The sequence below is a fragment of the Streptomyces sp. NPDC019443 genome (assembly GCF_044389785.1).
Lineage (GTDB): Bacteria > Actinomycetota > Actinomycetes > Streptomycetales > Streptomycetaceae > Streptomyces.
The window spans coordinates 498,591-518,011 of the sequence record NZ_JBIRYJ010000001.1 but is presented as its reverse complement, the minus strand read 5'-3'; the positions used below and the strand labels follow the sequence as shown (position 1 = coordinate 518,011).

The 19,421-nt window shown below is 68.3% G+C and carries 23 protein-coding genes and 2 pseudogenes; 6 read left to right on the top strand and 19 right to left on the bottom strand.

The window, feature by feature from the left end; translation table 11 throughout:
* The first annotated feature begins 59 nt into the window (after positions 1 to 59).
* On the top strand, positions 60 to 701 hold the full coding sequence (locus tag ACH492_RS02370) for an NAD(P)-dependent oxidoreductase (protein ID WP_398981903.1): 642 nt from the start codon (positions 60 to 62) through the stop codon (positions 699 to 701).
* Here the strand turns inward: ACH492_RS02370 and ACH492_RS02365 are convergent, their stop codons facing one another.
* On the bottom strand, positions 702 to 956 hold the full coding sequence (locus ACH492_RS02365) for a helix-turn-helix domain-containing protein (RefSeq protein ID WP_398981901.1): 255 nt from the start codon (positions 954 to 956) through the stop codon (positions 702 to 704). It lies immediately after the preceding gene.
* Between the two features lie 55 nt (positions 957 to 1,011).
* Between ACH492_RS02365 and map the strand changes: the two genes are divergently transcribed.
* Complete coding sequence (map, locus tag ACH492_RS02360) at positions 1,012 to 1,779, top strand: type I methionyl aminopeptidase (protein ID WP_398981899.1); 768 nt, start codon at positions 1,012 to 1,014, stop codon at positions 1,777 to 1,779.
* Between the two features lie 8 nt (positions 1,780 to 1,787).
* On the opposite strand, the gene ACH492_RS02355 is transcribed toward map, so the two are convergent.
* Complete coding sequence (locus tag ACH492_RS02355; protein ID WP_398981897.1) at positions 1,788 to 2,504, bottom strand: glycoside hydrolase family 75 protein; 717 nt, start codon at positions 2,502 to 2,504, stop codon at positions 1,788 to 1,790.
* Positions 2,505 to 2,569: 65 nt separating this feature from the next.
* On the bottom strand, positions 2,570 to 4,408 hold the full coding sequence (gene ggt, locus ACH492_RS02350; RefSeq protein ID WP_398981895.1) for a gamma-glutamyltransferase: 1,839 nt from the start codon (positions 4,406 to 4,408) through the stop codon (positions 2,570 to 2,572).
* Between the two features lie 105 nt (positions 4,409 to 4,513).
* Here ggt and ACH492_RS02345 point away from each other — a divergent pair, with 105 nt between their 5' ends.
* On the top strand, positions 4,514 to 5,257 hold the full coding sequence (locus ACH492_RS02345) for a hypothetical protein (protein ID WP_398981893.1): 744 nt from the start codon (positions 4,514 to 4,516) through the stop codon (positions 5,255 to 5,257).
* A gap of 13 nt (positions 5,258 to 5,270) precedes the next feature.
* Here ACH492_RS02345 and ACH492_RS02340 read toward each other — a convergent pair whose 3' ends face one another.
* Entirely contained in the window at positions 5,271 to 6,509 is a 1,239-nt protein-coding gene (locus tag ACH492_RS02340; RefSeq protein WP_398981891.1) for a cytochrome P450, read from the bottom strand.
* Positions 6,510 to 7,137: 628 nt separating this feature from the next.
* Here ACH492_RS02340 and ACH492_RS02335 point away from each other — a divergent pair.
* Complete coding sequence (locus ACH492_RS02335) at positions 7,138 to 8,739, top strand: CocE/NonD family hydrolase (RefSeq protein WP_398981889.1); 1,602 nt, start codon at positions 7,138 to 7,140, stop codon at positions 8,737 to 8,739.
* A gap of 47 nt (positions 8,740 to 8,786) precedes the next feature.
* Here the strand turns inward: ACH492_RS02335 and ACH492_RS02330 are convergent.
* The 7 genes and pseudogenes from ACH492_RS02330 to ACH492_RS02300 all read right to left on the bottom strand — a co-directional run.
* Positions 8,787 to 8,931 (bottom strand): annotated as a pseudogene (locus ACH492_RS02330) (amino acid ABC transporter permease); the annotation flags it as partial.
* A gap of 34 nt (positions 8,932 to 8,965) precedes the next feature.
* Positions 8,966 to 9,709: an amino acid ABC transporter ATP-binding protein gene (locus tag ACH492_RS02325; protein WP_398981887.1), complete on the bottom strand. Its 744-nt coding sequence runs from the start codon at positions 9,707 to 9,709 to the stop codon at positions 8,966 to 8,968.
* Positions 9,710 to 9,828: 119 nt separating this feature from the next.
* Positions 9,829 to 10,275, bottom strand: coding sequence for a DUF6278 family protein (locus ACH492_RS02320; RefSeq protein WP_398981885.1), 447 nt, complete (start codon positions 10,273 to 10,275; stop codon positions 9,829 to 9,831).
* Positions 10,276 to 10,333: 58 nt separating this feature from the next.
* The gene (locus ACH492_RS02315; protein ID WP_398981883.1) at positions 10,334 to 11,113 is read right to left on the bottom strand and encodes an exodeoxyribonuclease III; all 780 of its coding nucleotides are present in this window, start codon (positions 11,111 to 11,113) and stop codon (positions 10,334 to 10,336) included.
* Positions 11,114 to 11,158: 45 nt separating this feature from the next.
* Positions 11,159 to 11,791 carry an MBL fold metallo-hydrolase gene (locus ACH492_RS02310; protein ID WP_398981881.1) on the bottom strand — a complete coding sequence of 211 codons (633 nt, stop codon included), beginning with the start codon at positions 11,789 to 11,791 and terminating at the stop codon, positions 11,159 to 11,161.
* A 12-nt stretch (positions 11,792 to 11,803) separates the two neighbouring features.
* A complete protein-coding gene (pcaC, locus tag ACH492_RS02305) occupies positions 11,804 to 13,084 on the bottom strand; it encodes a 4-carboxymuconolactone decarboxylase (protein WP_398981879.1) in 1,281 nt (426 codons plus the stop codon).
* Between the two features lie 3 nt (positions 13,085 to 13,087).
* Complete coding sequence (locus ACH492_RS02300; protein ID WP_398983255.1) at positions 13,088 to 13,363, bottom strand: transposase; 276 nt, start codon at positions 13,361 to 13,363, stop codon at positions 13,088 to 13,090.
* 128 nt (positions 13,364 to 13,491) lie between these two features.
* Between ACH492_RS02300 and ACH492_RS02295 the strand changes: the two genes are divergently transcribed.
* A complete protein-coding gene (locus ACH492_RS02295; RefSeq protein WP_398981877.1) occupies positions 13,492 to 13,959 on the top strand; it encodes a hypothetical protein in 468 nt (155 codons plus the stop codon).
* 32 nt (positions 13,960 to 13,991) lie between these two features.
* Here the strand turns inward: ACH492_RS02295 and ACH492_RS02290 are convergent, their stop codons facing one another.
* Positions 13,992 to 14,213 (bottom strand): hypothetical protein, encoded by a 222-nt coding sequence (locus tag ACH492_RS02290; protein ID WP_398981875.1) that lies wholly within the window; start codon positions 14,211 to 14,213, stop codon positions 13,992 to 13,994.
* A gap of 395 nt (positions 14,214 to 14,608) precedes the next feature.
* On the opposite strand from ACH492_RS02290, the pseudogene ACH492_RS02285 reads away from it, so the two are divergent.
* Positions 14,609 to 14,974: pseudogene (locus tag ACH492_RS02285) on the top strand (aminoglycoside phosphotransferase family protein); the annotation flags it as partial.
* 111 nt (positions 14,975 to 15,085) lie between these two features.
* On the opposite strand, the gene ACH492_RS02280 reads toward ACH492_RS02285, so the two are convergent.
* The 7 genes from ACH492_RS02280 to ACH492_RS02250 form a co-directional block, all read right to left on the bottom strand.
* Positions 15,086 to 15,520: a TIGR03618 family F420-dependent PPOX class oxidoreductase gene (locus ACH492_RS02280; RefSeq protein WP_398981873.1), complete on the bottom strand. Its 435-nt coding sequence runs from the start codon at positions 15,518 to 15,520 to the stop codon at positions 15,086 to 15,088.
* 138 nt (positions 15,521 to 15,658) lie between these two features.
* Positions 15,659 to 16,111, bottom strand: coding sequence for an NUDIX hydrolase (locus ACH492_RS02275; RefSeq protein ID WP_398981871.1), 453 nt, complete (start codon positions 16,109 to 16,111; stop codon positions 15,659 to 15,661).
* Entirely contained in the window at positions 16,108 to 16,779 is a 672-nt protein-coding gene (locus ACH492_RS02270; protein ID WP_398983253.1) for a class I SAM-dependent methyltransferase, read from the bottom strand. The genes ACH492_RS02275 and ACH492_RS02270 overlap by 4 nt, the downstream gene beginning before the upstream one ends.
* A complete protein-coding gene (locus tag ACH492_RS02265; protein ID WP_398981869.1) occupies positions 16,763 to 17,248 on the bottom strand; it encodes a phosphatase PAP2 family protein in 486 nt (161 codons plus the stop codon). The genes ACH492_RS02270 and ACH492_RS02265 overlap by 17 nt, the downstream gene beginning before the upstream one ends.
* Before the next feature lie 200 nt (positions 17,249 to 17,448).
* On the bottom strand, positions 17,449 to 17,694 hold the full coding sequence (locus tag ACH492_RS02260; protein WP_398981867.1) for a phosphopantetheine-binding protein: 246 nt from the start codon (positions 17,692 to 17,694) through the stop codon (positions 17,449 to 17,451).
* Positions 17,691 to 18,521, bottom strand: coding sequence for an ABC transporter permease (locus ACH492_RS02255; protein WP_398981865.1), 831 nt, complete (start codon positions 18,519 to 18,521; stop codon positions 17,691 to 17,693). The genes ACH492_RS02260 and ACH492_RS02255 overlap by 4 nt, the downstream gene beginning before the upstream one ends.
* Positions 18,505 to 19,419 carry an ABC transporter ATP-binding protein gene (locus tag ACH492_RS02250; RefSeq protein WP_398981863.1) on the bottom strand — a complete coding sequence of 305 codons (915 nt, stop codon included), beginning with the start codon at positions 19,417 to 19,419 and terminating at the stop codon, positions 18,505 to 18,507. Before ACH492_RS02250 ends, ACH492_RS02255 begins: the two co-directional genes overlap by 17 nt.
* Positions 19,420 to 19,421 lie beyond the last annotated feature (2 nt).

Here is a 19,421-nt window from a genome sequence, read left to right as displayed (position 1 = left end):
CCTGAAGGCGGCTCAGTACCTTTGCAGTAACCGGGAGGCTCCGTTCTACCGTCCCGGACATGAGCGACATCATTGTTTTCGGAGCAGGCGGACGGGTGGGCCGGGCGGCCGTGGCGGAGGCGGTGGCCAGGGGCCATGCGGTGACGGCGGTGGTGCGCGACCCCGCGAAGTACCCCGATCTGGCGGCGGACGGCGTCACGGTGGCGCGGGGCGACGCCACGGACGCCGGGTCGGTTGCCGAACTCGCCGCGGGCCACGACGCCGCCATCAACGCATCCGCACGGCTGGACGTACCGTCCGAGGAGTTCTTCGTCCCAGCGGCGAAGGCACTGGTCGCGGGTCTGACGAAGGCGGGCGTGCGCCGCTTCCTGACGCTGGGCGTCGCCTCCACCCTTCAGACATCGCCGGGTGTACGGATCATGGACGCGCCGGACTTCCCCGAGCCGTACCGGGTCTTCAGTCAGGGGCATGCCGCGGAGTTCGAGACGCTGCGGGAGACGGCCGCGGGTCTTGACTGGCTGATGGTGGTGCCGCCGCTGGAACTGGACGCGGAGGGCCCGCGTACCGGCCGCTACCGCACGGCCGACGGCGTGGTCATCGACGGGCCTGGTCATATCGCGCACGCGGATCTGGCCATCGCGCTGCTGGACGAGATCGAGCACCCGCGCCACCACCGCATCCAGCTGGCGGTGGCCGACTAGCTACGCCGCGGGCACCAGGGCGCAGCGCACCACCAGCTCGTCCATGGACAGGCCGAGCACAGCGGCGAGCGCGGCGACGGTGAAGAAGGCGGGGGTCGGGGCGCGGCCCGTCTCGATCTTGCGCAGAGTCTCGGGGGACAGTCCGGCGGCCGCGGCCACCTCCACCATGCTGCGGTCGCCGCGCGCCCGGCGCAGCAACCGACCGAGCCGCTCGCCGCGTTCGCGCTCTTGGGGGGTGAGGGGGGTGCGCACCATGCCGTTATTCTAATGCCGGTATTCAAATACCGGAAGGACCGGTATAGTAATTGGCATGGTGGAGATCAAGACCGATACATCGATCGAGGCGATGCGCGAGGCGGGCCGGATCGTCGCCCAGGCGCTCACGGCGGTCCGCGAGGCCGCGGCCACCGGCGTCTCCCTGCGTGACCTGGACCGGGCCGCCCGCGCGGTCCTCGACGAGGCCGGGGCCGACTCACCCTTCCTCGACTACCGCCCCCAGTGGGCGCCGATCCCCTTCCCCGCCGTCATCTGCACCTCCGTCAACGACGCGATCGTGCACGGCATCCCCGACGACTACCGGCTGCGCGACGGCGACCTGGTGAGCATCGACTGCGGCGCGATCCGGGGCGGCTGGGTCGGCGACGCGGCCGTCAGCTTCACCGTCGGCCGCGCCCGCCCCGAGGACGTACAACTGATCGCCACCGCCGAAGCGGCCCTGGAGGCGGGCATCGCGGCGGCCGTCGTCGGCAATCGCATCGGCGACATCGCACACGCCATCGGCCGCGTGTGCCGCTCGGCGGGGTACGGCATCCCGGACGGCTTCGGCGGCCACGGCGTTGGCCGCCACATGCACGAGGACCCCGGCGTGCCCAACGAGGGACGCCCTGGCCGCGGCATGCCGCTGCGCCACGGCATGGTGCTGGCGATCGAGCCGATGGTGATCAGCAGCGGCACGGACGGCCACTACACGGCGCGCGACGGCTGGACGGTCCGTACGGCGGACGGCAGCCGAGCCTCCCACGCGGAGCACACGGTGGCGATCACGGACGACGGCCCCCGCATCCTCACTGCCCTGTAGCCCCGGATCTAGTTGTTCTGCAGGAAGTCCCTGGCCAGGGCCTCACCGAGAGCCACGGCACCTTCGTGGCTCTCGATCGGCGACACCAGGGAGTTCTCGAACAGGATGTACGTGACCCCCGACTCGACGCCGCCGCTCATGGGGTCGGGGCTGATGCCGAGGGCTTCGGCGGTGGCGTACGAGGCCTCGCCGATAATCCCTGTGGGTCCCGTGTCGCCCACGACCGCGTACTGGACCCGGCCCCCATAGATGACGGCGGCGACAGTTCCGCCCATGATCCTTGACGAGCCGTAGTCCCAGATCCCGCTCTCGCCGGGCACGACGATGAACGGCAGTGTCTCGGCGTTCAACTGCGCACCGTCGGACTGCTGGAAGGTGGTCGCGTCCTGGAACCACGGGTCGGTCGCGGCATTGCATCGGCCGGTCGGCTGGCCGTCGCAGTCGATGTCCATGTCGGCCTGCCAGAACACGGCCCCGTTCTTGGCGCAGACCGGTATGTTCGCGGGCGCTTCCTCGTCCGTCCGGTATCCGCCGTTCGATATCTGCTGGCAGTCATTGACCTTGGCGAGCAGGTCGGACGCGCTGACTGGGCCCTCGTAGCTCGCGAAGTCGTTGCTGGCGGCACCCCACGGGTTGGGGTCGGCGAGGGCATCGGCCGGCAGCGCAGCGGCCGCGAGCAGGGCGGAACCGGCGGCCGCTGCGAAAGCGGCATGTCGTATGCACACAAGGAGCCTTTCGTTCGAAAGTGTACGAAAGGCTCCCTACCCGTTCGCGGGCCCGGCGCGTCCGATCAGCCGCCGGACGGGTTACGCAGGCCTGCCGGTGCAGCACCGCTCGGGTGGACGACCATCGCGGATCCGCCACCCCTGCGCTCCTTCTCGGCGGCCGCGAGCCACCGCCCGTCGGGCAGTCGCTGGACGCCCGTCGCCGCGCCGATCTCGGGGTTCTGCCGGAAGGCGTGGCCGATGGCCTCCAGCTCGGCGCGCAGCGGGCTGTTCCACAGCGCCGGTTCGAGCTCCGTCGTCGCCTGGTTGCGCTGGCTGGCACGCGGCGCCGCGATCGCCTCGACCAGCGGCAGGCTCCGGTCCAGATGGCCCGTCAGCGTCTGCAGCACCGTCGTGATGATGGTCGCGCCGCCCGGGGAGCCGACGGCGAGCACCGGACGGCCGTGGTCGAGCACGATCGTCGGGGACATGGACGAGCGCGGACGCTTGCCGGGGCCGGGCAGATTCGGGTCGTGGACCGCGGGGTTCGCCGGAGCGAAGGAGAAGTCGGTCAGCTCGTTGTTGAGCAGGAAGCCGCGTCCCGGCACGGTGATGCCGCTGCCGCCGGTCGACTCGATGGTCAGGGTGTACGCGACGACGTTGCCCCACTTGTCGGCGACCGTCAGATGGGTGGTGTTCTCGCCCTCGTACGTGGTGGGCGCGGCCGCACCCGAAGTCCCGCACGCCGCGGGCTTGCGCGGGTCGCCCGGAGCCAGCGGGCTGGTGAGCACCGCGTCGTCCTTGATCAGGCAGCCGCGCGAGTCCGCGAACCGCTGGGACAGCAGCTCCTTGACCGGTACGTCCTCGAAGGCCGGGTCACCGACCCAGCGCCCCCGGTCAGCGAACGCGATCCGGCTCGCCTCGATGAAGCGGTGCAGATACTGCGCCTGCGTGGCCTTCGAAAGGTCGGTCCGCTCCAGAATGTTGAGCGCCTCGCCGACGCTCGTACCGCCCGATGAGGACGGCGCCATGCCGTACACGTCGAGCCCGCGGTAGGAGAGCTTGGTGGGCGCGCGCCGTTCCGTCTCGTACGACCGCAGGTCCCGCACCGTCAGATCGCCGGGGCGCACGATCCGCGTCGCGCCGTCCCCCACCGGAGGCTTGCGTACCGTGTCGACGATGTCCTCGGCCAGCTCGCCGCGGTACAGCGTGCCGGCCCCCTTGCGTCCCAACTCCTTGTACGTGCGCGCCAGGTCGGGGTTCTTGAAGACCGAGCCGACCACCGGCAGCTGACCGCCCGGCAGAAAGAGCTCCGCCGTGGCGGGGAAGTCCGCGAAGCGCGCCTGGTTGGCCTGGGTCTGCGAACGGAAGGTGGCGTCGACGGTGAAGCCGTCCTTCGCCAGCCGCTCGGCCGGCTGCAGCAGCTGCCGCAGCGGCCTGCTGCCCCAGGCATCCAGTGCCGTGTCCCAGGTCGCGGGGGTGCCCGGGGTGCCGACGCCCAGGCCGCTCGTCATGCCCTCCTCGAAGGGTATGGGCTTGCCGTTCTCGAGGAAGAGGGAGGAGTCGGCGGAGCGGGGCGCGGTCTCACGGCCGTCAATGGTCTGGACCGTACGGGACTTCGCGTCGTAGTAGACGAAGAAGCCGCCACCGCCGATGCCCGCCGAATACGGCTCGGTGACGCCGAGTGCCGCCGCGGTCGCCACCGCCGCGTCCACGGCGTTGCCGCCGCGCCGCAGCACCTCGATCCCGGCGGCCGACGCGTCCGCGTCGACGCTTGCCACCGCGCCGCCGTACCCGGCCGCCACCGGCGTCTTCACGGGAGTCCTGACCGGCGGGGAATCCGCCGGCGGCGCGGCCGCGCCGATCGAGACGACGGCCGCCGAAACGACAAGAACCGACACATACCGTGCGGCTGAGCGACGCATCCGTACCTCCAGTCAACGTACGTCCGCGCAGCGTAACTTCACCACCACGGACACGTCAGGACCACCTCGAACATTGTTCCAGCAACCCCGCTAACATGCGCGCCCATGACTGACGACGTACGCAACATCGTGCTCGGCGTGCTGGCCGCCGGCATCAGCGCCACGCTCGGCTGGCTCGCCCGCACATACCTGTGGAAGCGCAGACTCCGCCGCAAGCAGGCCTTCTTCGGGCTGCCGGGAAACTCCGAATCTCTGCTTGTCGTCAACCGCGAGGCCGGGCGGGACGGCTCCGTGCACCGCTTCGACGTCTTCGCGCTGATCGAGCTCTCCGCGCTGATCAAGGACTGCGGGGCGAACGCCCAGATCGTCTGGCACGACATAGCCCAGCAGGGCTTCGGCGAACGTACGGAATTCTGTGTGGGCGGTCCGTTCTCCAATCGCCGGATGGCCGCGCATCTGCACTCGCTGCTCCCCGGCGTGAAGGTCAACACGGACCCCGAGCCGGGCCCCGACCAGGGCGCCTTCCAGATCGGCTCGGAGCGCTACCGCATGGAGCCGGGCCTCGCCGAGTACGTCATGCTGGCCCGGCTCACGGCGGGGCAGGACGCCCGGCCCGTCTTCCTCTTCTGTGGCCAGCGCGCCATCACCAATCAGGCGGCCACCCGCTATCTGGCCCGCAACCACGAGAAGCTCGCCCGCAAGCACGGCGCCAACTCCTTCTGCCTGCTGCTCAAGGTCGTCAACTCCACGGCCTACGGCCCCGATGTGGTCGAGCTTGTCGCCGATGTGACCCGGACGGCGCAGGCCCCGGCCCCCGCCGCGCGCAATTCCCACCGCGCCGCGACCTGACCCGCCCGGCCGGTCAGGCCGCCGTCAGCGGCAGCGACTTGATGCCGTTGATGAAGTTGGACACCAGCCGCCTGGGCGAGCCGGCGGTCACCAGTGGCGGCAGCGCATCCAGCGCCTGCTCGTGCAGTACGCGCAGCTGGAGCCTGGCAAAGTGGGCGCCGAGGCAGACATGCGGCCCGTCCCCGAAGGAAACATGCGGATTCGGGGAACGGCCGAGGTCGAGCCCGTACGGCGCATCGAAGACCCGCTCGTCGTAGTTGGCGGATGCGTGGAAGACGACGACCTTGTCGCCCGTACGGATCTGCTGCCCGGCCAGAGTGGTGTCGCGGGTGGCGGTGCGGCGGAAGCTGAGGACGGGCGGGTGGCGGCGCAGCAGTTCGTCGACGGCCCGGTCCAGGTCTGCCTCGCCCAACCGCAGTCTGCGCTGTTCTTCCGGGTGCTCCGCCAGCGTCAGAAAGCCGCCGGGGGCGGCGCTGCGGACGGTGTCGTTGCCCGCGACCGTCAGCAGAAAGAAGAACATCTCCAGCTCGGCGTCGGAGAGTTCCGACTGCGCGAGCGAGGTCATGACGTCGTCGGCGGGGCTGCGCCGTTTGTACGCGGCGAGCTCCTGGGCGTATGTGAACATCTCCTGGAGCATGGCCGGTGAGCGCGGGTTGACGGGCCGCCCGTCCGGGCCGAGCACCGGCGGCTCGTCGGGGTCCTGGTAGGCGATGACGCGCTCGGTCCACTTCAGCAGCAGGCCGCGGTCGCTCTCCGGGACACCGAGCAGGTCGGCGAGATTGAGCAGTGCGTAGTCGTCCGTGACGGCGGAGACGAGGTCCACGACAGGCCCCGTGTCCCGTGCGGCGGTGAGCAGTTGGCGGGCCCGGGTCCGGGCGGCCGCAGTGAAGCGGTCGATGCGGCCGGGGGTGAAGGCGCCGCTCACCAGACGTCGCAGCCGCCCGTGGTCCGGAGGGTCCTGATTGAGCATCATCCGCCGGATGAAGGGCAGGTCGGCCGGGTCGGGGTCGCGGATCTGGGTGGCCCCCAGGTGAGAGGAGTACGTTCCCGAGTCCTTGAGGACCCGTACGACGTCGGCGTGCCGGGTAACCGCCCAGAAGCCGGGTCCGGCGGGCCAGCCCAGGACTTCGTACTCCTGCTGCCAGGCCACCGGATGGCGGTCCCGCAGCTCGCGGAACGCGTCGTGCGGCAGTCCGGCAGCGTAGATCCGCGGATCGAACACATCGGGCACGGTCTGATCGGGCCTCGTCATACAGGCATTGTCAGCCGTGGACACCCGCGCGGAGGAAGTCCTCGACGGTACGGATGAGCTGAAGCGGCGTCTCGTCCATCGCGTGGTGTCCGGCGCACGCCGGCTCCACCAGCTCGCGCGCACGTAGCAGCGCAGCCAGGTCCGGCGCATGAAGTCCGCGCTGATCGCCGGGTCGAGCGCCCTGATCACCGCGAGCGCCGACGTCAGCGAATGGGGCATCAGGGGGCCACGACTTCTCCGTTAGCCGACACAGGCCTGCACCACCAGGGTGTGTCAACTGCCCTTCCTGGCAGGACCGGGAAGGGGGCCTCGGGAGGCTTCTGGCGCGTTTCGTTCGTGGCCGTGAGCCCTACTGGCGCGTACTGCCTGACGGCGTCGAGCAGTTCGGCCGGATCCAGATCGAAGATCTGTCTCTCGAAACAGAGCCCGCGGCCGTCTGCGGGCCGGGCCCAGGTCCGGGGCGAGTCTTCGCACACGGCCCGCACCCGGCAAGTCTGCGGCTCGCCCCGCTCACTGACACCGCGTCCAATAATCGTTACCCTCGCGTAACTTACCGAGGAGTTACCCCAAGTAAGTCCCCGAGGTTACCGTCGGGTCACTTTACAGTTACGCGTGCGAGGAGTGACCCGTGAGACAGCACCGCCATGCCCTGCGCACGACCGCGATCGGTACGGTCTCCGCCGCGCTTCTCGCCGGACCCGCCGTCGGGGTGGCACCCGCCGCCCCGACGGCACAGACCCAGGCCCGGGCCCAGGCCCAATCCACGGCCGCGGACGTACGGTTTGTCGACATCGAGGGCGGCGGCGGCACCGTACTCAAGGCCAATGTGGTCACCCCCGCCGGCGCGGACGGCAGCCGCAGCTACCCCGTGGTCGTGCTGCCCACCAGTTGGGCCACGCCCCAGATCGAGTACCTCGCCCAGGCGAAGAAACTCGCCGACTCCGGCTATGTGGTGGTGAGTTACAACGCCCGCGGCTTCTGGCAGTCGGGCGGCTACATCGAGGTGGCAGGACCTGCCGACATCGCCGACGCGTCCAAGGTGATCGACTGGGCGCTGGCGAACACCCCCGCCGACCCCGGCAAGGTCGGTATGGCCGCAGTCTCGTACGGCGCGGGCATCTCTCTGCTGGCCGCCGCCCACGACAAGCGGATCAAGGCGGTCGCGGCGCTCAGCGGCTGGGCCGACCTCGTCGAGTCCATCTACAGCGGCCGCACCCAGCATGTGCAGGCCACGGCGCTGCTCACCGGGGCGGGATATCTCACCGGCCGGCCGAGCGAGGAGTTCCAGCAGATCACGGCGGACTTCTTCTCCTCCAATCTCGCCAAGGAGCAGGGGTTGATCGACTGGGGGAAGAAGCGCTCCCCCATCACCTACCTGGACCGGATCAATGCCAACGGCGCCGCCATCATGCTCGGCAACGCCTGGGGGGACACGATCTTCCCGCCGAACCAGTACGCGGACTTCTACGAGAAGCTCACCGGCCCCAAGCGCCTGGAGTTCCGCCCCGGCGACCATGCGACGGCCGAGGGCACCGGTCTGCTCGGTCTGCCCAACGACACCTGGACCAGCGCCCGTCGCTGGCTCGACCACCACCTCAAGGGAGTCGACAACGGCGTCGACCGCGAGCTGCCGGTCCGCATCAAGTCCCGTTCCACCGGCGCCTATGAGAACTATCCCGACTGGAAGTCGGTGGCCGCGACGGAGCGCAAGATCGACCTCGGCGGCAGCAAGAGGATCTTCGCCAATATCGACTCCGGCGCCAATGGCGGGGTCACCATCCTCTCCAGCGCCCTGGACCAGTTCGCCAAGCTGCCGCCCATGGCGTCGATCCCGCTGCTGCCGCGTCTCTTCGCCGCCGTCTGGCAGTCCGAGCGCTACGCCTCCGAGCAGCAGATCCGGGGCACCGCCAGGCTGCACACCACGGTCACCAGCACCAAGGAGAGCGGCACCCTCGTCGCGTATCTCTACGACGTGGGCCCGCTCGGCCTCGGCAAGCTGGTCAGCAATGCGCCGTACACCTTCCACGGCAAGACGCCCGGAAAGCCGTTCGCCGTCGACCTGGAGCTGTTCTCCACCGCCTACGACGTTCCGGCGGGCCACCGTCTCGCCCTGGTCGTCGACACCGTCGACCCGCTCTACATCGAGCACAACCCGTCCGGCGCGCAGCTGACCTTCTCCTCGTCCGCGGCCGACCCGTCCTATCTGTCGGTCCCGCTGCGCGAGAAGTGATCACCGGCTGCTGCCGGGCGGGTATTGCCCCTGAGCCACTGCTTCCCCTACGACCTGGGGGCCGTGGGGCGACCCCCACCCGGCAGCAGCGTTCCTGGTTCGGCCGGGGCGACATCCACGGCCTCTTTTCGGGCGTAGCCCGATGCAGATCGGCGAGATCACCATCACCACTGGGATGAACGACAAATCGTAGTGGCTGCGCCGGCCCGTGGCGAGATTCCCCCCGTCAGTGCTTGAGGATCTTGGAAAGGAAGTCCTTGGCGCGGTCGGTCTCGGGGTGGGTGAAGAAGTCGTCCGGGCTACGGTCCTCGATGATGCGGCCGTCCGACATGAAGACGACACGGTTGGCGGCGGAGCGGGCGAAGCCCATCTCGTGGGTGACGACGACCATGGTCATGCCGTCGCGTGCGAGCTGCTGCATCACCTCCAGCACTTCATTGATCATTTCCGGGTCGAGGGCCGAGGTCGGCTCGTCGAAGAGCATGACCTTGGGATCCATGGCGAGCGCGCGGGCGATGGCCACGCGCTGCTGCTGGCCGCCGGAGAGCTGGGCCGGATACTTGTCGGCCTGGTCGGCGAGGCCTACGCGTTCGAGGAGCTGGCGCGAGCGCTTCTCCGCCTCGTCCTTCTTGCGCCCGCGGACCTTGATCTGTCCGAGCGAAACATTGGCCAGGACGGTCTTGTGTGCGAAGAGATTGAAGGACTGGAAGACCATGCCGACGTCGGCACGGAGTCTGGCGAGCGCCTTGCCCTCTTCGGGGAGCGGCTGGCCGTCGATGACGATGGCGCCCGATTCGATCGTCTCCAGGCGGTTGATCGCCCGGCAGAGCGTCGATTTCCCGGAGCCCGACGGGCCGATGACCACCACCACTTCTCCGCGGCCGACCGTGAGGTCGATGTGTTGGAGGACGTGCAACTGTCCGAAGTGCTTGTTGACGTCACGCAGCTCGATCAACGGATCGCCGGCCATACGCTGCCCCACCCACTCTCAGCTGTGTCGGGTCAACGCAAACTATCCAGCCGGACAAGGGACTTCACACCCGACACGCATAAATAGGGCATAAGCCGTATTTATAGCGACTTCGCAGGTCAGGCCTCGGCGGCTTCCGCGTAGACCTGGGACAACTGGGGCGCTCCATTGACCGCCCACTCGAGGCCCGCCTCCACCACGCTGATCTCGCGGCCGGAGGCGAGCCGCACCACGGGATGGCCGCCCGGCCAGACGTGCCAGGCCGCGCCCCGCACCGTACGGACGATCACGGTGCCGAGGTAGAGGCCCGCGTCATTGCCCAGCCAGGGCAGCTCCTCCGGGTCGTCGCGCCAGCGCGGCGGCAGCTGGTCGAGGGCGGCCAAAGAGGCTGGGGAGTCGTCCAGTTCGAGCCCCGCCTGCCCCGCTCGGACACGCAGCAGCTCACACTCGGAGAGCAGCTCGGCGACGGCCGCCGCGCGCTCCGGGTCGTACTCGGCGGAGAGGTCGTCCTCCTCCTGCTCAGCGACGTGCCGCTTGAGCCAGTTGTCCAAGAAAGGGATGTTCATACCGCTCAGCCTCGCATCCCTGCCGCCGCACGCACCACAAGGCGCGCGTCAACAACCGTCAGATGTCCAGATCGACAACAACCGGGGCGTGGTCCGAGGCGCCCTTGCCCTTGCGCTCCTCGCGGTCGACATAGCTGTCCTTGACCACATTGGCGAAGGGTTCGTTGCCGTAGACCAGGTCGATGCGCATGCCACGGTTCTTGGGGAAGCACAGCTGGCGGTAGTCCCAGTACGTGAACGGGTGCTCGTACTTCAGGGGGCGCGGCACCACGTCGGCGAGCCCGGCCTTGCGCAGGGCCTCCAGCGCCGCACGCTCGGTCGGGGTTACATGGGTCATCCCCTCGAAGAACGACGGGTCCCACACATCGTCGTCGGTCGGCGCGATGTTGAAGTCGCCGAGGACCGCGAAGGGACGGCTCCCGGACGCGTCCGTGGCCACCGCCGCCTGCAGCACCTCCAGCCAGCGCAGCTTGTAGGCGTAGTGCTCATGGGCGATCTCGCGGCCGTTGGGCACATAGACCGACCAGAGGCGGACCGGGCCGCAGGTCGCCGCGATCGCCCGCGGCTCCTGCAGCCCCTCGTAGTCCGGACCGCCGGGCAGACCCTTGACGATGTCGTCAAGACCGACCCGGGAGACCAGCGCCACGCCGTTCCACCTGCCGGAGGCGTGGATGGCGGACTCATAACCGAGCTCGCGCAGCTCGTCGGAGGGGAACTGCTCCTCGGTGCACTTCGTCTCCTGGATGCACAGCACGTCCGTGCCGGTGTTCTCCAGCCAGGCCAGCAGCCGGGGCAGCCGAGCGGTGATCGAGTTTACGTTCCAGGTCGCGATGCGCATGTGCGACAGCCTAGCTGTGGGGTCTGACAGTCAGGAGGCCGGCAGTCACAGGTCCGCCGTCCCGCCCGGGGCCAGCCGGCCGTGCTCGGCGCCGCCGAGCGCGCCGATCTGGCTGTCGTAGATCGGCCGCGCGAGATCGGTGAGCAGGGCGTCGTGGATGTCGAAGGCGCGCTGCGGCTTCACCTCGCGCACGTAGTCGATGATCTCGGAGATCTTGTTCCACGGGGCATGCACAGGGATCAGCAGCGTGTCGACCGGTCGGTCGGGGACGGTGAGGGCGTCGCCCGGGTGGAAGACCGAACCGTCCACCAGATAGCCGACGTTGGTGATCCTCGGGATGTCCGGGTGGATCACCGCGTGCAGCTCGCCGTGGACCTCGACGTCGAAACCGGCCGCGGTGAAGGTGTCGCCGTGGCCGACCGTGTGGACGCGCCCCGGGAAGGCCGCCGAGATCTTCTCGGCGACACTCCGCAGCGTCCAGATTTCGGCGGCCGGGTTGGCTTCGAGGCCGACGCGCAGCCGGTCCTCGTTGAAGTGGTCGAGATGCTCGTGCGTGACGAGGATGGCGTCCGCGCCGACGGCGGCGTCCTCCTCGCTGAAGGTGCCGGGATCGATGACGAGCGTCTGCCCGTCCTTCTCCAGCCTGATGCAGGCATGCGTCTTCTTCGTGAGCCTCATGCCCCCATCCTGCTACGGCTCGGGAGTGGTCTCCTCCTGGATGACGGCGTGGGCGACCCTGAAGGCGGAGTTCGCCGCCGGGACGCCGCAGTACACGGCCGCGTGGATCAGGACTTCCTTGATCTCGGCGGGGGTCAGGCCATTGCGCAGGGCGGCCCGGGTGTGGAAGGCCAACTCGTCCAGATGCCCGCCCGCGACCAGCGCGGTCAGCGTCACCACGCTGCGGGTGCGTCTGTCCAGGCCCTCGCGGGTCCAGACCTCGCCCCAGGCGTAGCGGGTGATCAGCTCCTGGAAGTCGCCGGTGAAGTCGTCGGCGGCGGCCGTCGCCCGGTCCACATGCGCGTCACCGAGGACCTCGCGGCGGACCTTCATGCCCGCGACGTACGGATCGGGGCGGCCCGAATGCACCGCTTCGGGCTGCGCGGGCGAGGCGGACGCGATCTCGCCGACGGGCGCCACCGGGGCGGAGATCGCGGGCGCGACCGGCGGGGCCGCGATGGCCGAGAGTGTGTCGTTCCAGGCGGTGGAGAAGTGGCGTACGAGAAGGTCGGTGACGGCGGCGGGCTGCTCGACCGGCGCGAGGTGCGAGGCGCCGGGCACCAGCGCGAGCCGGGCGTCCGGAATCCCGGCGACCAGGGTGCGGGCCTCGGCGGGCCCGGTGACCTGGTCCTCGGAGCCGACCAGGACGAGGGTGGGGACGCCGACCAGGCCGAGTTCGCCGCGCACGTCGAAGGCCGCGAGCGCCTCGCAAGCGGCGATGTAGCAGCCGGGGTCGGTGGTGCGGACCATCTGGACTGCCCACTCGACGATCGCGGGCTGGGCGGCGGCGAAACCGTGCGTGAACCAGCGCTCGGGCGCGCTGCGGGCCATCGGGTCCAGACCGTTGGTACGGACGATCACGCCGCGCTGGCGGAATTCGTCGGCGGTCCCGAACCGGGGCGAGGCGGCGACCAGCGCGAGGGAGGCCAGCCGGTGCGGATGACGCAGCGCAAGCTCGACGCCGATCGCGCCGCCGATGGAGCAGCCCGCGTAGCCGAAGCGCTGGATGCCCACCTCGTCGAGGGTGGCGAGCAGCCGGTCGGCGAGTTCGGCGACGGCGGTGGCGGGGTGGGCGGGGGCGCCGCCGTGGCCCGGCAGGTCGAAGCGGAGTACCCGCCACTGGCGGGACAGATGGGCGATCTGCCGGTCCCACATGTGCCATGTGGTACCCAGTGAGGGACCCAGGATGAGGACAGGGGCGTCTTCTGGCCCGTCAACGCGGTACTGCAGGGTTTTCGGTGGTGTCTCGCTCACCCGTCAGACCCTCTCATCTGTCACGACAGCCCCTATAACGGGGGGGTCGGTGGAGACCGTCCGGACCAGGTTGAAGACCTCGCGGGCGGCATATCGCTTGAGGCAACGGATGATCTCACGACGGGTTTTGCCCTCCTGGGTGCGGCGCTCGTAGTACGCCTGGGTACGCGGGTCGTGGCGCAGCCGGGTGAACACGATGCGGTGCAGAGCGGCATTCGCCTGCCGGTCGCCGCCATGGTTGAGGCGACGCGAGCTCTGCCGACCCGAGGAGTACTCGATGGGACTGACCCCGCACAGGCGGCGAAGGACGCCTCAGTGCTCAGCCGCTCAGGGTTGTCGCCCATGGTGATCAGGAGCGTGATAGCGGAGTCCGGGCCGATACCAACCGGCGCGAGCAGCTGCGGGGCATGGCGTTCGACGAGCCCGGTCAGTCGCTGATTCAGCTCATCGATCTGCCCCGTGAGCTGCTCGATGCGCTCGGCCAGCAGCCTCAGGGTGATGCGAGTGGCCTGGGCGACGGCATCCTCGTCGCCCTCGCCGTCGCGCGGGCTGAGGCACGCGCAGGTGCGGAACAGCTCGCGGTTACCCAGGTCGGACAGCCGCTCCCGCAGAGCCGGGTCGGCTACGACCAGGACGGCCTTGAGCTGGTTGATCGCCTGGGTACGGGCCTTGACCGCGGAGTCCTTGGCGATTTTGAACATCCGGGCGCTCAGCACCAGACCGTCGCCGGTTTTGGCCCGGGCCCTGGCGCGACCGCTGAGCACGGCCCGCGCAGCAGCCTGCGCGTCGAGCGGGTCCGACTTCCCGACAGACGGCGGGCCGTGCGGTCAGGCCGATTCACTTCGTACACCTGGACGTGCTGCGCCAGCAGGTAGCGGGACAGGCCCGCTCCGAAGGTGCCGGTGCCCTACACACCGGCCCGGCGCACCGTCCCCAACGTGCGGGCCCAGACGAGCAGCCGACGGTAGCCGGCCGCCGTGGTCGGAAAGGACTCGGTACCCAGGACCTGGCCCGGTGGGCAGACCACGGCGGCGACATGAACCTGTCCATGCGTGTCCACACCCAGGACGCCCTCGCCCCAAGCTGGCGGATCCGTGCTGTTGGAGGTGATGCGCTGTCCGGTCGTCATGGTGGTCCGCCTCCCACGTGGTGACGTGCTGGGTAGCCGGCACCGGCCTGCTCGGGCGGTCTGAACCGTGATGGCGCCTGATCGACGGCAAGGCCCGTATTGGGACACGCCCTGTGGCTCGGTGACAGCAGGCACCATCCCGCAACGACAGTCGACAAGCCCGTGACAAGACACTTCGGTCAGAAATCTCATGTGTCAGACCCCCGTCCGGAACGGTGTTGCGCAACCGTCCCATTGCTCCCGGCACAACGGCACGGCCCGATCACTGCCGGAAGGCTTCGTCCGAACCGGTGCTCAACCTGGCCTGGACGAGTGGACAATGAGTTAACTCCTCGTCCACTCGTGACCGGCATTGACGGACAGCCGAGTGGCCCGCCTTACCGGACGCGGCACGTCTCGGGCAGCCACTGCCCCGGCGAGTCGTGGACGCCGCGGCCGCGACGCTGCGGGAGGTCGGCCGCGACCAGCCGGACACACTGGTCCACGGGGACCTGCATTTCACCAACGTGCTGCACGCCGAGCGCGAGCCGTGGCTGGCGATCGACCCCAGGGGATACGTGGGGGACCTCGCCTACGACGGCATCACCCTGCTGCGCGGCCACCCCGAGGCCCTCTTAGCGGCCCCGGATCCGGATGCGCACCTGCTGCGCCGCATGGGGTCTTCGCCGACGCGGCGGACGTCGGCCCCGAGCGCGCGCGGCGCTGGGCGCAGGCCCGCACCGTACCGGCGTCGTTGTGGGGTCGTAGGTGCGGCGACCTGACTGGGCGATCCGGACGAGCGACCGGATCTCGGCACTTCTCGCATGAGGACAGGCGCTCGAGGGGGCCGACAAGTCGGCGTCCCCGAGCTGCCCGGTCATCGAGCGGCACGGTCACCCGTGGAAGACGAGAACACGGTCCGGAACGACCCGTACGACCACCCGCTCGTCGTCGGGGCCGTCCCAGGGGTAGGGCCGGGTGCCTCGGTGCCGCTCGTGCAGGAAGTCGATCAGTTCCCGGCCTCCGTCCTCGATGGTGGCCCGCCCGCGGACCTCCACATAGTGGTCCTCGCTGTCCGGCGGGGTGATCAGCACGGTGACGAAGGGGTTGCGCATGATGTTGTCGTACTTGCGGCGGCCCTTGACGGTCGCGAACAGCACGTCGTGCTCCGTGTAGTGCGCCCAGACCACGGAGAGCTGCGGACGGCCATCAGGTTCGACCGTGGCGATCGTGGCGCACGCCTCGGCCTTGAGCCAGAGGCCGACCTCTTCGGGAAGTATCTGTTTGTCGTTGGAGACGGGCGGGGTCCAGGTGTAGTCCTGCGTCATGGTTCTTCCGAGTCTCTCTGTTCGTATGTGTCAACAATCAGGGCAGCGGACGACCTGGGCGGCGTAGCTCAGGCCGACCGTGTGGTTGGAGAGCTGTAAAGGGGCAGTGGCTGCGTGAAGCGTCTCGACATCCCTGCCCTACAGGCGTTGAGGGGTGAGGAGCGTGAGAATCGCAGTTCCTTCGTGAACACGGAAAGCGATGGAACTCGTGGCGGCGAGAGCGTCTTCCAGGCGGGGGCGATACAGAGGGTGTAGCCGTTTGAGAGCATCTTCTGCCTCTGCCCACTCGGCCACGCTGGCTTCCGGTGTTGGGTGGGGCTCTCCTGAGAGCGCCTTCGCGATGAACAGTCCCGCGAGAATTCCCCGACTTGGATGCTGATAGACACCTACCAGGCCGTTGACTTTCACCTGGACACCAGTCTCCTCGTAAGTCTCGCGTGCGGCGGCATCGTGGAATGACTCTTGAGGGTTGAGTAGTCCTCCAGGAAGTTCCCACCGTTCGGGGGAACGTCGACGAGTGATGAGGACGTGCCCTATGTCGTTGAAGACTACGCAGGTCGCGCCCAGCATATAAGTTGTGTCGTTGGTCATCTCGCTGCCCAATCGCCGTTGTTGCGGAATACCAGGAGGTATCTCCAGAACAGGAGTCTCCGAATGCGACTTCGCGGAAGTCGAGTTGTCGCGAATTCCCTGATCTCGGCAAGGGACATAGAAGGGGAATAGGTAGGAGCTGAAGGGGGCTCACGGGTGGAGCTCGTACTGAATCCCGACCGCTTCTCCCAGGCGAACACGGCCACGCGCAATGCGGCGTTCACGGGGACTGCCAAAAGACTTACGGCACGGTCCCAGATTGTGGCTTCTCGGTAGCAGCCGAGAATCACTAGAACGCCGTTCTCGGTGAGCGAGTCGCGCAGTTTCTGTACCGTCTCGATGGGGACGTGGTGGATGCTAGCCAAACAGGAAATATAGTCGTACGTATTTGGCGGCAACGTCACGCGTGTGATGTCGACCTGGTCGAAGTGGATTCTCGCCGGGAGTTCGAGAGCAGAAGTCTGATTCTGCGCGGTTGCGATGACATCGCTATCCACGTCAACAGCGTCCACCTCGATTCCTCGGAGGGCCAGCCTTCGGGCGAACTTCCCATTTCCGCAACCCACATCGAGGGCCCGTCTGCATGGTGTGGGAAGCTCGCGGAGTAAGACGTCGTGGTAATAGTCATTGTGGTTGAAAGGCACAGCGCCATCATGGCACGGGCTCATCTGCCGTGTCGGATACCGCTTGGCGCGCTTCACGGAGCAAGCGGTGTGTTGACTGGCGGTGCAGCAGAAGAGCGCCGATGGCCAACCAGCCGGCTCCCAGGAGCTGTCCGGCCAGCACGTCAACGCTGAAGTGCGCGCCAAGGAAGACCCGGCTCCACGCCACGAGTTCGGCACCCAGCCCGGCGATCAGGAGAGTTGTTTTCGACACGATGCGGGGTGTGTGGGTGCTGAGGTAGAGAGCTGCCAGCAGGAAGCCGGTTGTCACTCCCACTGCGTGGCCGCTGGGGAAGCTGAATCCGTCGGCCTGGGCAGAGACGCACTCTAGGGCGGGGCGTTGTCGTTCGGCCAATCCCTTGAGGAGGTTGCAGCTCGTCGTGGCGGCGTATGGTACGGCCAGGAGGATGGCGGCGGCCGCAACGTTCCGCCGGATCAGTGCGAAGCATGCAGACCCGGCGGCAAGCAGGGTCACCGGCCAGGGATTGCCCCAGGACGTCAGTGCCTCGAGGAGCCAGGTGCGGGACGCTCCGCTGTTTCTCCAGGAGCAGAGCGCCCCGCTCAGTCGTTCGTCCCGCTGGAAGGCGACGAGGACGAGCAGCACAAGGGCGTGGGCCGCCGCCCACACGCCGAGCCATGGCCAAAGACGGGGCCGGTATACGGGGTAGTGCCGGCTCATGCGGCGGTGGTGACCTTCGCGATGTGCTCCATCAGCTCGCGGGGGGTGCGGATGGTTCGCAGAGTGCTGTCGTCTATCTGGCAGTTGAACTTATCCTCGACGTGGCTGATGATCTCGACCTGGTTGAGGGAATCAATTTCCAGGTCGACGAAGGTGACGTCGAGTTGCTCCTTCGAGATGGCGGTCCCGGTGATGTCCTCCGTCAGGGGCGCGAGCGTTGCGATGAACTCCTGCTCGGTCATGGTTTTCGTCCTTTCGTGATGAGTGATTGCTGGTTGTGTCCCGCAGCTCGGCGTCCGTAGCGGGCACGCCAGTGCATCCGTGTGCTGGTCAGACCCCAGATAGCGACGGCGAAGGCGGCGAGGACCGCCATGTCGGCGAGAGCCCTGAGGTCGGCGGGGCTAGTGAGGGAATGGCGCAGGCTGTCGGCTGCGTACACCGCGGGGTTGATGTGGCCGATCCAGACCAGGGCGTCAGGGAGCAGCTCCGGGGGGACTGCCACTGGTCCGGTGGCGATCATGAGGAGCGTGGTGGCCAGGCTGAGCGAGGATGCCTGCTCAATGGTTGCGGATCTGCTACCGATGAAGGCGCCCAGCCCGGCCGAGGGGAGAAGGGCGAGGAGCAGGCACAGGGGGGCGAGTGGAGAGAAGGTCAGCGGGACGTCGAGCAGGGCCGAGCCGAGCAGCAGGGTGACCGCGACGGCGGGCAGCGAGAGCAGGGAGAACGCGGCCAGTGTGGCCAAGATGAGTGCCTCGCGCCGTACTGGCAGGGCGGCGTAGTACTCGAAGGCGCCGTTGCCGCGCATGAACGCGAAGTTGCTGGCGATTCTGTTCTGGGTCTCGAACAGGATCGCCATGGTGACGCTCCCGGTCAGTACATACTCGGTGGCGGCATGACCCGAGTTTCGGGCGAAGAGCCCCAAGGCGGCGATGCTGACCAGCGGGGCGAGCATGCCGGTGAGTACCATCTGGGGCCAGGACCAGCGCCAGTTGGTGAGCTGGATGCGGAACAGGTCCCAGACCTGCTGGGCGAAGCCCAGGCCGAGCTTCTCGTCATGCGTAGCTGACATACACGTCTTCCAGGGTTGCGGTGTGCATCGTGAACTCGGGGAATTGGGTGAGATCCACGTCCTTGGTCAGGTGTGGCAGGTCGGCGGAGTCGACCAGGGCCACGACCTTGCCTCGGTGCTGGGACTGCACGTGTACGTAGTCGGGCAGCCGGTGCAACTGCGTGTCTTCCAGCGTGATCGACAGGCGTACCTGGGAGCGGAGGGAGGACTTCAACTCGGCGGGGGCGCCCAGCGCGACGAGTCGGCCGTTCTTGAGGATGCCGACCCGTTCAATCACTTGCTCTGCCTCGATAGCGTTGTGGGTGATGAGGATGATTGTGCGGCCGTCTCTCTGGTTGAGGTCCTTGAACAGTTGCCACACCTGGCGGCGCCGTGATGGATCCAGTTCGTTGGTCGGTTCGTCCAGGATCAGCACGGGCGGTGATCCGGTCAGGGTCACCGCGATCTGCAGCAGCCGGCGTTCTCCGCCGGAGAGCTGCCGGGCGACCTTGTTGGTCAGGTGGGTGAGGCCGAGCTGCTCCAGAAGATCGTCTCGTTCCCGTTTGGCCGCCTTGGCGGCGACGCCGCGTAGGTGGGCGCTGAAGTAGACAGCCTCCCTGACGGTCAGGCTATTGAGGGCGAAGGCGGTCTGGGGCATATAGCCCACGTTGGCCGTCGTGAAGCGGGGGTGCGTGAAAACGTCGCGTCCCAGGAGCCGTACTGTCCCGCTGTCCGGCCGCACCAGGCCGATCATCTGCTTGATCAATGTCGTCTTGCCGGCTCCGTTGCTGCCGAGCAGCCCGAAGAACTCTCCCTGCCGGATACGGAAGGAGACATTCGCGTTGGCCGGCTTGGAATCATCGCCGTACTGCTTGTTCAGGTCCTCGACCTCATATGCGAAGGGTGCGTTGTCCGGCATAC

Coding starts and splice junctions, on each gene's coding strand:
- ACH492_RS02250 (WP_398981863.1), bottom strand. CDS start 19,419: ATGCCGGACAACGCACCCTTCGCATATGAGGTCGAGGACCTGAACAAG.
- ACH492_RS02345 (WP_398981893.1), top strand. CDS start 4,514: ATGACTGACGACGTACGCAACATCGTGCTCGGCGTGCTGGCCGCCGGC.
- ACH492_RS02310 (WP_398981881.1), bottom strand. CDS start 11,791: ATGAGGCTCACGAAGAAGACGCATGCCTGCATCAGGCTGGAGAAGGAC.
- ggt (WP_398981895.1), bottom strand. CDS start 4,408: ATGCGTCGCTCAGCCGCACGGTATGTGTCGGTTCTTGTCGTTTCGGCG.
- ACH492_RS02275 (WP_398981871.1), bottom strand. CDS start 16,111: ATGACCAACGACACAACTTATATGCTGGGCGCGACCTGCGTAGTCTTC.
- ACH492_RS02370 (WP_398981903.1), top strand. CDS start 60: ATGAGCGACATCATTGTTTTCGGAGCAGGCGGACGGGTGGGCCGGGCG.
- ACH492_RS02280 (WP_398981873.1), bottom strand. CDS start 15,520: ATGACGCAGGACTACACCTGGACCCCGCCCGTCTCCAACGACAAACAG.
- ACH492_RS02295 (WP_398981877.1), top strand. CDS start 13,492: ATGGCGTTCGACGAGCCCGGTCAGTCGCTGATTCAGCTCATCGATCTG.
- ACH492_RS02290 (WP_398981875.1), bottom strand. CDS start 14,213: ATGACGACCGGACAGCGCATCACCTCCAACAGCACGGATCCGCCAGCT.
- ACH492_RS02325 (WP_398981887.1), bottom strand. CDS start 9,709: ATGGCCGGCGATCCGTTGATCGAGCTGCGTGACGTCAACAAGCACTTC.
- ACH492_RS02365 (WP_398981901.1), bottom strand. CDS start 956: ATGGTGCGCACCCCCCTCACCCCCCAAGAGCGCGAACGCGGCGAGCGG.
- ACH492_RS02270 (WP_398983253.1), bottom strand. CDS start 16,779: ATGAGCCCGTGCCATGATGGCGCTGTGCCTTTCAACCACAATGACTAT.
- ACH492_RS02255 (WP_398981865.1), bottom strand. CDS start 18,521: ATGTCAGCTACGCATGACGAGAAGCTCGGCCTGGGCTTCGCCCAGCAG.
- ACH492_RS02315 (WP_398981883.1), bottom strand. CDS start 11,113: ATGCGCATCGCGACCTGGAACGTAAACTCGATCACCGCTCGGCTGCCC.
- ACH492_RS02340 (WP_398981891.1), bottom strand. CDS start 6,509: ATGACGAGGCCCGATCAGACCGTGCCCGATGTGTTCGATCCGCGGATC.
- ACH492_RS02320 (WP_398981885.1), bottom strand. CDS start 10,275: ATGAACATCCCTTTCTTGGACAACTGGCTCAAGCGGCACGTCGCTGAG.
- ACH492_RS02260 (WP_398981867.1), bottom strand. CDS start 17,694: ATGACCGAGCAGGAGTTCATCGCAACGCTCGCGCCCCTGACGGAGGAC.
- map (WP_398981899.1), top strand. CDS start 1,012: ATGGTGGAGATCAAGACCGATACATCGATCGAGGCGATGCGCGAGGCG.